The sequence below is a fragment of the Bacteroides sp. MSK.20.12 genome, from assembly GCF_019052435.1.
GTDB lineage: Bacteria > Bacteroidota > Bacteroidia > Bacteroidales > Bacteroidaceae > Bacteroides > Bacteroides xylanisolvens.
This window is the reverse complement of the sequence record NZ_JAHQVH010000015.1, coordinates 99662-116398: the sequence shown is the minus strand read 5'-3', so window position 1 is coordinate 116398 and position 16737 is coordinate 99662. Positions and strand designations below refer to the sequence as shown.

Annotated in this window: 12 protein-coding genes; 10 read left to right on the top strand and 2 right to left on the bottom strand. The window is 38.9% G+C overall.

What is annotated here, in order from left to right:
• Positions 1–287: 287 nt before the first annotated feature.
• Positions 288–1340, top strand: a complete 1053-nt coding sequence (locus tag KTR06_RS10315; RefSeq protein WP_007757852.1) for a winged helix DNA-binding domain-containing protein — start codon at positions 288–290, stop codon at positions 1338–1340.
• Positions 1341–1928: 588 nt separating this feature from the next.
• Here KTR06_RS10315 and KTR06_RS10310 read toward each other — a convergent pair.
• A complete protein-coding gene (locus KTR06_RS10310; RefSeq protein WP_225472708.1) occupies positions 1929–2600 on the bottom strand; it encodes a DUF1349 domain-containing protein in 672 nt (223 codons plus the stop codon).
• Between the two features lie 87 nt (positions 2601–2687).
• Here KTR06_RS10310 and KTR06_RS10305 point away from each other — a divergent pair, with 87 nt between their 5' ends.
• Complete coding sequence (locus KTR06_RS10305) at positions 2688–3467, top strand: response regulator transcription factor (RefSeq protein WP_022199913.1); 780 nt, start codon at positions 2688–2690, stop codon at positions 3465–3467.
• 14 nt (positions 3468–3481) lie between these two features.
• Here KTR06_RS10305 and KTR06_RS10300 read toward each other — a convergent pair whose 3' ends face one another.
• Complete coding sequence (locus KTR06_RS10300; RefSeq protein ID WP_120067884.1) at positions 3482–3697, bottom strand: hypothetical protein; 216 nt, start codon at positions 3695–3697, stop codon at positions 3482–3484.
• A gap of 377 nt (positions 3698–4074) precedes the next feature.
• Here KTR06_RS10300 and KTR06_RS10290 point away from each other — a divergent pair, with 377 nt between their 5' ends.
• The 8 genes from KTR06_RS10290 (at position 4075) to KTR06_RS10255 (ending at position 16719) form a co-directional block, all read left to right on the top strand.
• The gene (locus KTR06_RS10290) at positions 4075–4323 is read left to right on the top strand and encodes a hypothetical protein (RefSeq protein WP_207895143.1); all 249 of its coding nucleotides are present in this window, start codon (positions 4075–4077) and stop codon (positions 4321–4323) included.
• Positions 4324–4837: 514 nt separating this feature from the next.
• Complete coding sequence (locus KTR06_RS10285; protein WP_120067886.1) at positions 4838–5905, top strand: DUF2027 domain-containing protein; 1068 nt, start codon at positions 4838–4840, stop codon at positions 5903–5905.
• Between the two features lie 28 nt (positions 5906–5933).
• On the top strand, positions 5934–6503 hold the full coding sequence (locus tag KTR06_RS10280) for an RNA polymerase sigma factor (RefSeq protein ID WP_120067888.1): 570 nt from the start codon (positions 5934–5936) through the stop codon (positions 6501–6503).
• A gap of 73 nt (positions 6504–6576) precedes the next feature.
• Complete coding sequence (locus KTR06_RS10275) at positions 6577–7557, top strand: FecR family protein (RefSeq protein WP_120067890.1); 981 nt, start codon at positions 6577–6579, stop codon at positions 7555–7557.
• A gap of 199 nt (positions 7558–7756) precedes the next feature.
• Positions 7757–11086, top strand: coding sequence for a TonB-dependent receptor (locus KTR06_RS10270; RefSeq protein ID WP_371745214.1), 3330 nt, complete (start codon positions 7757–7759; stop codon positions 11084–11086).
• A gap of 33 nt (positions 11087–11119) precedes the next feature.
• Positions 11120–13051, top strand: coding sequence for a RagB/SusD family nutrient uptake outer membrane protein (locus tag KTR06_RS10265; RefSeq protein ID WP_120067894.1), 1932 nt, complete (start codon positions 11120–11122; stop codon positions 13049–13051).
• 18 nt (positions 13052–13069) lie between these two features.
• Entirely contained in the window at positions 13070–14587 is a 1518-nt protein-coding gene (locus KTR06_RS10260) for a DUF1735 domain-containing protein (protein ID WP_217290317.1), read from the top strand.
• 92 nt (positions 14588–14679) lie between these two features.
• The gene (locus tag KTR06_RS10255) at positions 14680–16719 is read left to right on the top strand and encodes a hypothetical protein (RefSeq protein ID WP_120067920.1); all 2040 of its coding nucleotides are present in this window, start codon (positions 14680–14682) and stop codon (positions 16717–16719) included.
• The last annotated feature ends 18 nt before the right edge of the window (positions 16720–16737 follow it).

The window sequence follows — 16737 nt, the reverse complement described above, 5'->3', positions numbered from 1 at the left end:
GTATTGAAAAAGACTGGGAGGCAGTACAGGCAGCTATTGATATCCCCTTCAGTAATGGATTACTGGAGGGGACAGTGAATAAAATTAAAGCGGTAAAAAGGCAGATGTACAATAGGGCAGGAAGCAAACTACTGAGAGCCAAGATTCTTTATTCACAATAGAAGAAGTACCACCAAATTTGACGAAGAACCAAATTTTATATTTGCAATATACTAATAATAAGCTCACGAAACTAAAATCGTTGTGTGCCTTATTGTTTTATATTGATAAAATAGCAATAAATTAAAATGAAAATACCGAATATACGTTTACTCAACCAACAGTTATTAAGTCCTCTTTTCTCTCAACCCAAGGAACTTGTGTCCTGGATGGGAGCTATGCAGGCACAGAATTATTCCATGGTTAAATGGGCAGTAGGAATGCGTTTGAAGTCAGCAACGATTCAGACAGTGGAAAAAGCGCTCCGTGATGGTGAAATCCTGCGGACTCATGTAATGCGTCCGACATGGCATCTCGTAGCAGCAGAAGATATCCGGTGGATGTTGAAACTTTCCGCCGGGCGTATTATATCTGCTAATGAGTCTTATGCGAAAGGGCATGACTTGGAAATTTCTGAAGAACTCTATACGAAAAGTCATAATCTGTTGGAGAAAATTCTTTGTGGGAAGAAAAGCCTGACGAGGCAGGAGATTGCCGAGCATTTTAACCGTTCGGGGATTGTAGCGGATAATCATCGTATGACCCGCTTTATGGCTCGTGCGGAGCAGGTGGGGATTGTATGTAGTGGGGAAGATAAAGGAAGTAAATGTACGTATGCGCTTTTGGAAGAGCGTGTTCCACCGGTGCCGGAATTGACCAAAGATGAATCTTTGGCTCGTTTGGCTAGAAGCTATTTTCGTAGTCATGCTCCTGCTGTTTTGCAAGATTTTGTCTGGTGGTCGGGGCTGCCTATTACAGATGCACGTCAAGCTATTTATTTGATTGATTCGGAATTAACGGCAGAAGAATGGAATGGACAGACATGGTATATTCATGAAGATTGCCGGACTCGTGGAAAAGTTACCGGCAGTTTGCATCTTCTTCCTTCTTATGATGAATATTTGCTTGGCTATAAAGACCGGACAGACGTTTTACCTAAAGAGCATTACTCGAAAGCATTTACCAATAATGGTCTGTTTTATCCGATTGTTCTTCATGAAGGACAAGTGATAGGAAACTGGGATAAGTCTGTTAAAAAGAGAGGCTCATTGATAGAACATTCATGGTTCCGGTTGGATGATTGTGTTGATGAAGGTGCGTTGGACCGTGAGAAAGATAAGTATATACGGTTTTGGCGATAATATATGAAAAAACGTATATTTTATCGTTGTATAATTCTATATATGCAGTATATATTTAGGCATGAGTTGAAAATGAGAAGGATTTGCTGTTTTCGAATTTAGAAAAGAAATAAATCGATTGCGTTTTGGGACAATTTGTTTTAGTCTGCGTCTTTTATAGAATAGATGTATAGAACTTGCCTTTGTTTTGTCTCAATTTGATATGTGGAGTGTTGGCTGTTTCAGGTGTAGGTTAGCTCTGGGATAGCACTTAAAATAAAGTTTTATATGCTCCTTTTAAAGGAATAAAGTGTTTCTCACCGATCAATGAGTCGTTCCTTTAAAAGGAACTGGTTATTCCTTTTAAAGAAACGATTGTCAATAAGTTTATTTATAGTGTATCTTTTGACTGTTTTTGAATAAAAAACTCCTCTGAAACTGTATATTCTTGCATTATTTTATACAACAGAACTGCTGGAAGAGGAAATCCGTGTGATGCTATTTATACTCATCATATTAAAAATAGAACATTTAAAGTAAGATATACTACCATATTTATATTATAAAGAGCTTTCTCTCTATTTAAATAAATAGCATCAGGACTGATTTTTATTTGTTCATTTGCCTTTTTGCCCATTCCAGCCTTCGTTGATCGGCTAATGGAGTCACTTTAAACTCTTCGAATGTAGCGGTGAACCCTTTCCCGTCCGGACAAGCTCCCATTAATCCTACCATGACAGGACAATTATCTTGCAACCAACACGTGCGCATCATAATATATTCTTTGTCGTCACGTGAGAAAAATATTTCTACTGCATCCAGGCGACGGACTGCTTTTATCCATATCGAACGGGGAGCATCCGGCAATTGTACTACACTCCAGTCGCTAGTCCGATGCGTAACTACGGCACTTACATTCTGTTTGCCATCAACGTATTCCACACCTGCTTTTATCCAGTTTTCATGGTCGATGCGCAGCATTAATCCCATTTGGTCAAAGGTGGTGACATAGTTGCCGGTTATCTTTACTTTGGCTTCAAATTCTCCACCATAAGTCGCATAATAGAAAGGTCCGTCGTCCACTGTGAACCCATAATGAGAAATCCTCCAAAAGTCTGTTTTTGCAGGAACATCCATCACTAAGGTTTTGCCATCTTTTATTTCCCATTGTTGAGGCTCGTTCAGCCAATTCATTTTATTCAAACTTTGTGCCATAGAAGAAGTTGTTACTGCCATAAAGGCTATTGACATCATTTTGATTTTTAAATGTTTCATGATCATTTCTTATTTGATTATCTTTATCTTTGTGGTGCAAAGATAGGTCATACCTCCGTGTGCAACAATACTGAATAATAACCATTTTATAAGATGGACGTATTACAAAAGGAAATAGATGAAGTTTATGCGACACAACTGATAGCCGATGAAATATTGGACAATGGAGTTGTAGAGCAACATCAACGCTTTATTCATTCATTGACGGAGATTAATGGTGGATGTGCTGTTATTTCAGATCTTTCGAATAGGAAAAGTTACATTGCCGTTCATCCTTGGGCGCATTTTCTAGGCTTAACTCCCGAAGAAGCTGCTTTGAGTGTGATTGATTCTATGGATGAAGATTGTATTTATCGGCGTATTCATCCTGAAGACTTGGTAGAAAAGCGGTTATTGGAGTATCAGTTTTTTCAGAAGACCTTTTCGATGTCTTCCGAAGAACGGTTGAAGTACCGGGGAAGATGCAGAATACGTATGATGAATGAGAAAGGAGTCTATCAGTATATTGATAACCTAGTGCAGATAATGGAAAATACTCCTTCCGGAAGTGTATGGTTGATTTTTTGTCTTTATACCTTGTCTGCAGATCAACGAACGGAGCAGGGGATATGTCCCACTATTACCCATATGGAACGTGGAGAGGTCGAAACGCTCTTTTTTTCGGAAGAACATCGCAATATCCTATCCGAACGCGAAAAGGAAATACTTCGCTGTATACGTAAAGGACTATCTAGTAAAGAAATAGCAGCTGCCCTTTATATTAGTGTGAATACAGTCAATCGACACCGGCAGAATATTTTGGAGAAACTCTCTGTCAGTAATTCGATAGAAGCGTGTCGGGCTGCTGAATTGATGAAACTGTTGGATTTGTAATCCAATAAGATGGGTTAAAGGGTGAATAACCAAAGGATGAAGCCGAAGAATGCGATGGTTGAGAGGATAGCCACGATTACGCCTATCGCCACTCGGAACACTCCGTTTACTATCTCCGTGATGACGCCCCAAAGGATGCCCAATATCCCGAAGGCGGTGCGCACGATTAAACCGCATATCGCAAGTCCTATGTATTGCGCCACTTGTCTGAAATTTGCCGTTGCCATCATATCTTCGCTGTTTTGATTTTTTTGTTTTTAATGCGGATTCAAGAGCTGAGGGAGTTGAGTTTCAAACTATCTTATCTGCCTCTCGTTTATCCGACACTTTTTTTAATGCGTCTTTCTGTCGCATCGGTCGTTTTCGTTTCGGGTGCTTAAAAAGGTAGGGATTAGGGAATGCAAGGTTTTTCGGGAAAAATACTACCCGCAGTGCTGGAGATTTTTCCTGAAAACAGGAGGCTTGACCTTGCTTTCCCGTCCAATCCCGGAATTACCTTTGCGCCCAGAACGGAAATGACTGCCTGATGCGGCTCACTGAAAGGCGCGGAAATGGAGGTAAACGGAAGTGGAGGCAGATTAGACAGAAAATTTCAAAAGAGAAATCCGTGAAAAAAAGAAGTCCACAAAAGAAAAAGGGAGATAGCCGGAAGCGTGAAACCGGGCAAACCACCGTGTGGAAAGTATGGTTTTATATATCCGGCAGGACGTGTCCGGTCGGAGATATAAAATCATTCTTTCAGGTTTGCCTGCCGTGGGTGACGGCTTGTTCCATTCATGGAGCGGGCGGTCATGCACGGCTTTCCGCTTCCGGCTCAAATGGACAGCGAAAAAGAAAAACCGTCCGAAATCCGTAAAAGCACCTCTCTGGCATAAGCGCAAAAGAAATGGGCCTTGCATCATCAGTCTAAACTTCTGTTTAGGCGTGAGGCAAAGCCCTTTTCTCCGCTTATGCGGTAGTCGGCATACGTTCGTCCAAAATCTCTTTGGGCGATGGTGTGCCGACGGACAAAACCGCTTTTACGGAAAAACTTATATGTGAGGATAAAAAATCAGGAGATTTATTTCTAAATCTCCCGTTTAATTTCTATTTTTGCATACGAAGAGTTCTTTGAAGGTTACGCAACGCGCAGAAGGATAATGCAGTAGATAACTAACTAATTCGTAACCTATTACTATCATGAGCAATTAACCTACGCTCATTTCCAATAAATTACACTCTTTTCGTAACTTCCAGAGGCAAAGTTACAATAAAAAGAGGAATAAAGGCAGACGGTTTGTTTTTAGAACCGAATCTCCATTTAATTTCATAGAAATCTCTATCTTTGTTACTCGTTTTTTTGAGTTTGAATTTTAATTGGATATACAATAATGAAAATAGGAGATAAAGTACGCTTTCTTAGTGAGGTAGGCGGTGGAATCGTAACTGGATTCCAGGGAAAGGATTTTGTGTTGGTAGAAGATGTAGATGGGTTTGATATTCCGATGCCGATACGCGAGTGTGTCGTGATTGAAACAGATGACTATAATATGAGGCGTAAACCCGGTTCGTCTGCGCCGAAACCGGAAGAACCTGTTAAACCGGTAAAACCGGAGATGCCTGTTATTCAACGTCAGCCGGAGGTGCGTGGAGGAGATACTTTGAATGTATTTCTGGCTTATGTGCCCGAAGACGCAAAAGCGATGATGACTACTCCTTTTGAAACTTATCTGGTAAATGATAGCAATTATTATTTGTATTACACTTATTTGAGTGCAGAAGGAAAAGCATGGAAGAACCGTTCGCATGGTTTGGTGGAGCCTAATACAAAATTGCTGTTGGAAGAGTTCACCAAAGATGTATTGAATGATATGGAGCGGGTGGCTGTTCAGTTGATCGCTTTCAAGGACGGTAAGCCTGCGGCTATCAAACCGGCTGTTAGTGTGGAGATACGGATCGATACCGTGAAGTTCTATAAACTTCATACCTTTAGCGATTCTGATTTCTTTGAAGAACCGGCTTTGATTTATGACATTGTGAAAGATGATATGCCTGCCAAACAAGTATATGTTTCGGCGGAGGAGATTCAAGAGGCTCTGCTGCAGAAGAAATCTGTAGATAAACCGAAGTCACAACCTATTGTGAAACCAAACCATACTACTCATGGCGGAAAGAGCGGAATTATTGAAATAGATCTTCATATTGATTCTTTGCTGGATGATACTCAAGGGATGGGCAATGCTGAAATACTGAATTATCAATTGGATAAGTTTCGCGAAGTGATGGAAACTTATAAGAATAAGCGTGAACAGAAGATTGTCTTTATTCACGGCAAGGGAGATGGGGTACTTCGAAAGGCTGTCATTGATGAATTGAAACGGAAATATAGTAATTGCCGTTATCAGGATGCTTCTTTCCAGGAATATGGGTTTGGGGCTACGATGGTGACTATTAAATAAATATCACTGTCTCCAAGGATACAAACACATGGATAAAGAACAGCTAAAAAGGCTACGTTTAGGTTCATATCGTGATTTTGATGCATTATATAAAATGTATGCAGGGAATCTGTATGGCTTTGTGTTAGGAATGACACGTTCTGCTGATTTGGCTGGTAGTATTGTCCAGGACACTTTTATAAAGGTCTGGATCAATAGAGAGCTTATTGATCCGGATCTTTCTTTTAAATCATATTTGTTCAAAATATCCCGGAATCTGATTATTGATGAATTCCGCAAGCGACTTAGTGAACCCCTTTTTGAAGACTATCTGAATTATTGTGATGAGGCTGTATTAAGTACTCCTACCGAGATTGAAAGAAAACTGGATTTTGATCTTTTTGTAGAAGAATTAAATCGGGCAAAGGAGAAATTGACTTCGAGGCAACGAGAAATCTTTGAGATGAGTAAGGAGGAAGGATTAACCTCTTCAGAGATAGCTAGCAAATTGGGAATAAGTGAACAAACTGTCTATAATCAACTTTCTACAGCCTTACGGCTTCTAAAGAAGGAAATAAAAGGTACTCTTCTCTTCTTTTTCACTCTTTTTTTTTATTGATCGAAAAAAACTAATTTTTTCATAGTAGATTATATTAGCGGTTTCGTATTAACTATATAGAAACAGCTAATATATGGAAAGAAAGACACATACTTTATTAGAAAAATTTGTGCGTAATTCTATCACTTCTCAAGAAGGTAAAGAATTAAAGGACTCTGTTGCAAAGATGTCTGACGAAGAATTAACGCAAACATTGTCAGATGTTTGGGAAAATTATGGAACATCGGTTACCGTGCCGGATGGTGTTAGTCATTTTATGAAAAAATTAAGCCCGGCAGCCCATTCCCATCAGCCTCATTTCTTATATACTTTTCTCAAAGTTGCGGCTGCGGTTATCATACCGGTTTTGCTAGGAACTCAAATATATTTCTATTATAATAATGAAAAACTAAATAGTCTGTTAAATTCGCAGTTGACAGTACAGGTAGAGAGTGGAGACAAAACGGAGCTGATATTGCCGGACGGTACGAAAGTTTATCTGAATGCTACTACTTCTTTTTCATACCCCTCTGATTTCGGATTAAAAAATAGAAGTGTATATCTTTCAGGAGAAGCTTATTTGGAAGTTGCCAAAGATGCGAAGAAACCATTTTATGTACACACGGAGAATGTGAATATTGAAGTGTTAGGTACAAAGTTCAATATCTGTGCTTATCCTGAACAAGAACATGTGGAAACGATGCTGATAGAAGGGAGCGTCAAACTGACCACTACAGGTGATCGTGCTCATGCAATTGTTATGAAGCCGCATGAAAAGGTAGTTTATAGTAAATTGAGTGATTCATTGTATGTTTCACCGACATCTGGTGAGTTTGAAACTGCTTGGATGAGAGGAGAATTAGTATTTCGGTCAACTTGTTTCTCAGACATCATGAATAAACTGGAAAAACGTTATGGAATGAAAATTGAAATATTAGAGAATGAGTATAATTCGGACTTGTTTACCGGAAGTTTTAAAGAAGATAATATTTATGATGTATTGAAGATCCTTCAAATGCATTATGATTTTACCTATATGGAGAAGGATGGTAAAATAGTGATTCAATCAGAGTAATAACTTTAAATAAAATAGGATGAAAGAAAGAGCACCATAAAAAAAGGAACCGAAAAGTTGGCAGACTAACGGTTCCCCTCTAGTTAATACAATTGTGAGTACTATTATAGTATTAACCTTATATGATAATATAATGAAAAATGTCAAGAAAGAGTATAACTCTTCTAAATGCAACTTTTACAAAAGTAGCAATAATTATTTGATTCTGTTTTATATCTTTTTATTTTTTATTCCATTGAGTTTGTTTGCGCAACAACAGAATGAAAAAGAATATATAACATTGTCTGTGAAAAATACAAGTATACAGCATGTTTTAAATCAAGTTGAAAAGGAGACTGTATACAGGTTTACTTATCGTGATACTGATTTAGCAAAGGTTGGAAAAATAACTATTTCTGTAAAACAAATGCCTGTTGAAACTTTCCTGAAAAAGATACTTTTATCTACAGGGTTGACATATCGAAGAAATGGAAATTCATTTGCTATTATCAGAGAAAGCAGGAAAGATAATAAGAAAGACGACGTAAGAATAATCAGCGGAATAGTGACGGATGGTTCCGATAATACACCATTGATTGGAGCCAGTGTTAAGATTAGGGGGAAAGACGTAGGCGTAATAACAGATTTGGACGGAAAGTTCTCTCTTCCGGAATGTACGAATAAAAGTGTATTAGAAGTTTCTTATATTGGTTACGATAAGCGTTTGCTCCCTGTAGGAGATTTGGGATTTATTGAAGTGAAAATGGGATCCTCCAATGAATTGGAGGAAGTGATTGTTGTGGGTGCCGGAACTCAAAAGAAAGTGTCTGTGACAGGTTCTATTGCTACTGTAAAAGGGTTAGAACTACGAGCCCCCAGTTCTTCTTTAACAAGTAATTTTGCTGGAAAATTAGCGGGAGTTATTTCATCTACTACTAGTGGAGAACCAGGTTCTGTATCCGAATTTTATATTCGTGGAGTTGGAACTTTTGGTGGACGGGCCACTCCATTGATTCTTATGGATGATGTGGAAATATCAGCTGGTGATTTGGACCGTATTCCCGCTGAATCAATCGAGAGTTTCTCAATTTTGAAGGATGCCTCTGCCACTGCTATTTATGGTGCACGTGGTGCAAATGGAGTTATGTTGATTACTACTAAAAAGGGAATGGAGAATACTCGTACAAGAATTAACGTAACAGTAGAGAATTCTTTTGTGAAACCGATGAACCGGGTTGAGTATGTGGATGGGCCTACGTGGATGAATTTGTATAATGAAGCTCTGACTACACGTACTCCATCGGCTACTCCTAAGTATTCTGATGAAGTTATAGAGTATACTCGGAATGGAATCAATCCCTATGTTTATCCGAATGTAGACTGGTATGGTCTGATGTTTAAGGATTTTAATATGAATCAGCGTGCAAATATCAATATGCAGGGTGGTGGTTCTAAAGTAACTTATTATATGGGAATTCAGGCAAATCATGATACAGGTTTACTGGATGTACCGAGCACCTATTCTTTTGATAGTAACATCAACGATTGGAATTATATTTTTCAAAATAACATATCTTATAAACCTACTTCTACCACAAAGATAGATTTGCACCTGAATGCACAGTTTGGAAACCAGAAAGGTCCTGGTATTTCTACCACTGACATATTTAATGCTGTTTATAATGCCAATCCGGTGGCTTTTCCTGCCACCTATCCGACAGAAGAAGGCGATAATCATATTCGGTTTGGTAACTCGATACTTACCGGGTCGACTGTGAATGTAAATCCCTATGCTGCTATGATGAGTTCATTTAGTGAGAGTAACTATTCTACTATAAATGCTTCTTTGCGTATCAGCCAAGAGCTTGATTTTATTACTAAGGGGTTGAGCGCAACGGTACTTGTAAATATGAAAAGCCACAGTAGTTCTTCATACACAAATACACTTTCCCCTTATTTTTATAAAGTGATGGATTATACCTGGGATCCCTCTGATCCGGAGTTTTTCTATCTTGAGTTATTACAGAAAGGAACAGATTATATTAAACAGGGGACGATCAATCGTTATTCTGACAGAACCTTTTATTTTGATGCACGTGTTAATTATAATCGACGTTTTGGTGAAGACCATACAGTTTCCGGTATGTTAATGTATATGCAGCGTGAGTATCGCAGTGATGTATTGCCACAGAGGAATCAAGGATTATCCGGACGTTTTACCTACGATTATCAGAATAAATATTTTGCTGAATTTAATTTTGGTTATAATGGAACGGAACGTTTGGCTAGCGGACATCGATTCGAGTTTTTTCCAGCAATGTCATTGGGTTGGGCGGTGAGTAATGAAAGTTTCTGGGAGCCCCTTTCAACAGCTGTAACTCACTTCAAAATTCGTGGCTCTTATGGTCTTGTAGGAAGTGATGAAACAGGACTTTTGGCTGGTGCCGCTCATTTTTTGTATATTAATAATGTCAATATCGATGGAAGCGGAATATTCTCTACCGGTCCTTATGATGGAGTTTATATATCTAAAAAAGGTCCGGGAATAGAAGGATATGCAGTGGAGAATGCTTCGTGGGAACGTGCTAAAAAATTTGATATTGGAGTAGATCTAAATCTTTTTGATCAGGTGAGTATCACTTTCGATTATTTCCATGACCGTCGCGACCGTATTTTGCAGAAGCGTGGTTCATGGCCGGTTATTATGGGATATGCTCATGCTACTCCATGGAGCAATATTGGGAAAGTGGATAATAAAGGCTTTGAATTAAGCGTGAACTGGAAGAAAGAAATAATAAAGGATATGTTTGTAGATTTACGTGGTAATTTTACGTATACACAAAATAAATATGTGTATAATGACGAACCGGATTACCCTTATGTATGGCAAACGAAAACAGGTAAACCTCTGTCATGTACATATGGCTATATTGCAGATGGGTTATTTGAAGATGAGGATGATATACGGAATAGTCCTTCACAAAAGAATTTGGGGAGTACAGTAATGCCTGGTGATATAAAATACAGGGATGTGAATGGTGATGGTGCTATTACGACAGAGGACCAAGTTATGTTATCTCGTTATGGAGGTATACCTCGTATTCAATATGGGTTTGGTTTGAACTGGACATATAAGAACATTGATTTCGGTGTTTTCTTCAATGGTTCCGCCCAACGTACACTAATGATAGACAACATTGCTCCGTTCTGTTCAGACGTAGGGAATCAGGACCGGAATCTGATGAAATTTATAGCCGATAATTATTGGTCGGAAGCCAGTCCTAATCCGGAGGCTGCTTATCCCAGATTGGGAGTCAATAATTCTCAAGTAGCTAATAATATGAAACCTAGTAGTTTCTGGATGCGTAATGGTAATTTTTTACGTTTCAAAACGTTGGAATTAGGATATTCTTTTTCGTTTTGCCGCATCTATCTTAGTGGAGATAATCTGGCGGTATGGAGTCCGTTTAAACTTTGGGATCCGGAATTGTCCTATAGTGCTTATCCACTACAGCGTGCTATTAATATCGGGGCTCAGTTTACTTTTTAATCAGTTAGAAATACTTCAATAATAATATAGACTATGAAGATCATTCAACACATGTTATATTGGGCAAAAATAATATTGCCGGTCTGTTGTTTTACAGCTTGTAATTATTTGGATGTGGTACCTCCTGAAACGGCTGATTTTGATGATACGATGCGTGATAAAGATGATGCTATCGGCTTTCTTTATTCATGCTATTCAGGTACAAATTATAGTGCACCCTGTAATAATTTGGGCGCATTGGAGAGTTCTACAGATGAATTTGTGAATCCATTATTGTGGGGGTATCTGGGACAACAAGTTAGTTGGGACCAACTTTCGTCTACTTATGTTTCAAATTGGGGCCCGGCTGCTTTACCTTGGAATTCTTGTTATGATTATCTGGGGCATTGTCATTTGTTTTTAAAGACATTGGATGAACTGAATCCGGTTGGTGTTTCTCAGAATGACAGGCAGCGTTGGAAAGCTGAAATTTTGTTTTTACAGGCATATTATCATTTCCGTTTGTTGGAAGCATATGGTCCTATTCCTATAATCGAACATTACTATTTGCCGAATACACCTAAGTACGAATTTCCCGGGCGCTCTCATTTTGATTATTGTGTCGATAAGATAGTGGGTTGGTTGGATGAAGCCGCTAAAGTTTTACCTGCAACAGTGGATGTCAATGATTTGGGACGTGCTACTTCCGTTGCCAGTAAGGCTTTGAAGGCTAGGGTACTTTTATATGCAGCTTCTCCTTTATGGAATGGTGGCTTTCCTTTTACAGGATGGAAAAATACAAACTATGAAACACCGGGGTATGGAAAGGAATTGGTGAGCTTGAACTATAGCCGTGATAAATGGGTACGTGCCAAAACGGCATGTCAGGAGGCATTGGATCTAGCACTGGCTGAAGGAGGAAGGGCTTTGTTTGATCTGCAGACTTCAGAGAGCCTTCGAACTATGCATCAATTGAATCTACCCAATATCCCGGGTACGAGTGATGATTTTAAGAAAAAGGTTATGCAAATGCGCTATATGATGTGTTCTGCAGAAACGGAAGGAAATCGGGAAGTGATTTGGGGAATAGTGACTGATAGGTTAAGTACTAATGCAGTAGAAGCTGTTCCTCATTGGGTAGTAACAAAGAATGATGGTTCTGCTTGGGGAGGTGTATGTGCGATGTCTCCATTACTTTATGCTGTGGAGCATTTTTATACGGCTGACGGAAAACTACCGGAAAATGATTCGCAATTGTCAAAAGATAGCTGGTTCGAATCTGCCGGATATGCAGGTAGAGAAGATATTATAAAATTGAATACGAAACGTGAACCTCGTTTTTATGCATGGCTATCGTTTGATGGTGATGAATTTGGACAGAAGATATGTGATGGTTCTCCCCTCATTGTACAAGTGAGAAATTCTTTAAAGCAGGGATATAATCCGAGTAAGTTTAACCGGGATAATTGTACAACTGGATATTTCCTGAAGAAATGGGCAGCTCCTGATTTGACATTTCGGAAGGATGGTGGGTATAATTATCGTTCAGTACCTACTCCTTTCATTCGGCTGGCAGAGTTATATTTGAGTTTGGCTGAATGTCATGCTGCTTTAGGCGAGCAACAGCCTGCGTTGGATAATTTGAATGAAGTGCGGGAACGTGCAGGTATTTCTGCAATAGGAGCAAAAGATTTAAATGAAATGCCGTTGATGGATTGGATACGTAATGAGCGTTTTGTTGAATTGTTTGCTGAAGGGCACCGTTATTACGATGCACGTCGCTGGATGATTGCTCCACAATTATTTAAGGCGGGAGTTCGTGAAGGATTGAATGCAATAGAAAAGGAGAATCCTACTTTTGAAGAGTTTAATCGACGGACGAAAGTGGATCAGCCATTTCAATGGGATGATCGTATGTATTTGCTTCCTGTCAATGCTAGCGAAATTTATAATAATCCGCATTTGAAACAAGCTCCTAAATATTAATTTGAAAAATGCTGAAGTATGAAAAAATATATTCTGAATATCTGGTTGTTAGGATGTCTGGGTCTGTTTCTATCTTGTAATGATCTGGATGGAAAGTATGACGAACTGGTTCCGGATGAATATCATAAGATTTTATCAATAAAGGAAACTGGTTCGCAAGAGGTTATCATGTCTGTGGAAGAAGAGGCATACGAGTATCAGTTGACAGTGATAAAAGGTGGTTTGCGCAAAGATTTGGAAGCAAATGCTTTTTTGGAAGTACTAACACAGGATGAAGTAGATGTGGAGTATAATGATAAACAAGGGACTAATTATCGGGTCTTGTCCAAGGATATGTATGTGATAGTAGATGAGGCTGTATCTATTTTGGGGGATGAAACAGGAAAAACAATTCGTGTTACTTTTAAACCTAAGAAAATCTATGGTGCTATTAAAGAGGGAGGAGCTAATGTCGAATATGTGTTGCCGGTACATTTAGTTAGTGCTAGCGATTCAGTTAATGCTGATAAAAATAAAGTATTACTTCGATGCAATGTGTCTCCTGTAGTCGTATCGTTTGGAGAGAGTAGAGAACAACTGATATTAAACAGTGCTGAAACTTATCATGTAGTACCGGTTAGTATTGTGAAGAAAGGTGCATTGGCTACTGATATACAATTGGATTTAATTTCTCAAGCTGATTTGGATGAAAAATATGGTATTCCTGAAGGAATACCATATAAAGTTTTGGAATCTGATATGTATGAATTGCCGAATAGTCTTATTTCAATGGGGGAATCTGCCACAAGTATTGTTGCTAATATAACTTTTTATCCGGATAAGATTTATGAAGCTAAGAAGAATAATAGTGGAGTGATTTATGTGCTGCCTATCAGATTATTAGCTCTTTCTGAAACTGCAAATACAGATAAAGATGAAATGTTATTGATTTGTGGTTTCCATACTTATACCAATGCAGAAGTGACGGATAAATCGAAGTGGAAAGTTGCTTATGGAACATTGACTTATGAACCATGGGGACATGCTTATTCTTATCTGTTCGATGGTAATGCCTCTAATAATTTCGGTTGGATGGGATATGTGAATGATAGTCATGGTGGAAATTATGGAAATCCGTATGTTGTAATTGATCTTGGATATCCTTATTTCATAGCACAATTAGGTGCGTTCTCCAAATGGGATGTAAAAGCTGGTGGTGCTAACTTCTATATTACTACCGATGATGTAAATGCTGCCCTGTCTGATAATGACTGGAATATACTTTCGGGGTATCAGGGAGAAGGAGAAGAATATCGGGGACTGCATAATCGCCTGAAAGAGTATGACGCTACTGTCAACTGGATCAAAGTTGCTTCTATTAGTTTCCCGGAAGATGGTCTGTATTGGGGAGAAATACCGAATGATATGCTTGATAATCAGTTGAAAACTAGATATGTGAAGATGGAAGCTATTCCAAGTGGAAATGCTGATCGTACGGCTATTTGGGAGTTTTCTATGAAGAAAGTGACTTCTGTTGACGGACAACCAATCGATTAAAATAATATTCCCATCATTGTATGGATATGATGATTACGATGATGGGATTTATAAATATACATTTTATGTTCTTGCATTTAAATATACAAAGAATGAAAATTGCTAAACTAGTTTTTTTATTTGTGGGGTTATTACTATTCTGTGAAATGGATGGACAGTCTCGTTGGCAGATTCAACCGGACCAATCGATAGAATGGAGTATAGGACAGAATATTCCCCACTATGATCATATAGAAATGGGGGGTGAAATGGTCGCTACCGTGCTTCGTTATGGTGTGAATGCTGATGGTACTTTTTCCTTGGAACGTTCGGTGGTATGGCCTATGTTGCGTACGATTCCTAATGATACTCATGCTAGCTTGACCCGTCGTTTTTCTGTTGATTTTTTGGCTATGTTACAGGTAAATGGATTAACCTTGAATAATGAGCAGGTAAAGTCAATACGATTGGATGGAAAGTTGACGGTAGTCAGTGAGTTTACAGTCGGACATACAAGAGGAACCAAGGCAGGCGGAGAGCTTGTTCCTGCGATAGAATTAACTCGCGTCTTTTTTCCTTCTGTTGACAAGCCGATGTTGTGCGAGCGATATACTGTTAAGAATATGGGAAATGAAAAGGTGGAAGTATTGCTTCCTCATTCTCGTGTTGTGTATCAGACAAAGTCGGATCAGGGAGTGGATGGAAGTTATACATTAGTGGCTTCTACTGTTGTAGGTAAAGAGGACGTATTTTTGCTTGGAAGTGGTGAATCCATCACTTTTGGGGCATCGATTCAGGCTTATAAAAGAGGTCAGACGGAACTATTGCCGAATATAGATGCAGAATTTAGTTCACGAGATAACTTTATAAAACAAGTGTGGAATAATCTGGATTTTTGTTCTCCTGATACAACCTTGAATACGGCTTTTGCTTTTGCTAAAATCCGTGCATCGGAAAGCATTTATCGTACAAGTGGCGGGTTGATGCATGGGCCGGGCGGTGAAGCTTATTATGCAGCTATTTGGGCAAACGATCAGGCGGAATATGTTAATCCTTTTTTTCCTTTTCTTGGGTATGAAACGGGTAATGAGGCGGCTATCAATTCTTATCGGCATTTTGCACGTTTTATGAATCCTGAATATAATCCGATTCCGAGTTCAATAATAGCAGAAGGAAAAGATATTTGGAATGGTGCCGGTGATCGTGGAGATGCGGCGATGATTGCTTATGGTGCAGCACGTTTTGCTTTGGAGTTAGGAGACATTAACGTTGCAAATGAATTGTGGCCTTTGATAGAATGGTGTCTGATGTATTGTAAACGAAAACTTAATGATGAAGGTGTGGTAATTTCAGATACCGATGAGATGGAGAATCGCTTCCCGGCAGGAGATGCAAATCTTAATACATCTACTTTGTACTATGACGCTCTTCTTTCTGCCAGCTATTTAAGTGAAGAACTGGGAAAGCCTGTGTCACTATCTAATGGATACCGGAAAGAAGCAAAAATACTAAGAAAGAATATAGCCCGCTATTTTGAAGCGAATATAGAAGGGTATGAAACATACCGTTATTATAAAGGTAACGATCTACTTCGTTCTTGGATATGCGTGCCATTGGTGGCTGGTATCTTTGACCGTAAGGAAGGGACTGTCAATGCATTGCTCTCTCCACATCTATGGACGGAGAATGGTTTATTGTCGCAAACGGGCACTTCTACTTATTGGGATCGGCCTGCTTTATATGCTTTAAGGGGTATTTATGCTGCTGGTGAGCGTGAGAAAGCAACCCGGTATTTACAACGTTATTCCGCACAACGATTATTAGGTAATCATGTACCTTATCCGATAGAAGCCTGGCCGGAAGGTAATCAGCGCCATTTGTCTGCAGAAAGCGGTCTTTATTGTCGAATTATCATAGAGGGTATGTTTGGCATCCGTCCGACGGGGTTACATACATTTGTGTTGACCCCCCAACTACCGGATGAATGGGATTTTATGGAACTCAAAAATGTGTACGCGTTTGATACAAAACCTTTTGATATTCGTGTCATTCGGAATGGTAATGGGATTAAGATATTAATAAAGAGAGAAGGTAAGATTTGGAAATCATACTCTTCAACGGTTGGAAAATCCGTCCAAGTACGATTAAAATAATATAATAACCATCTAATA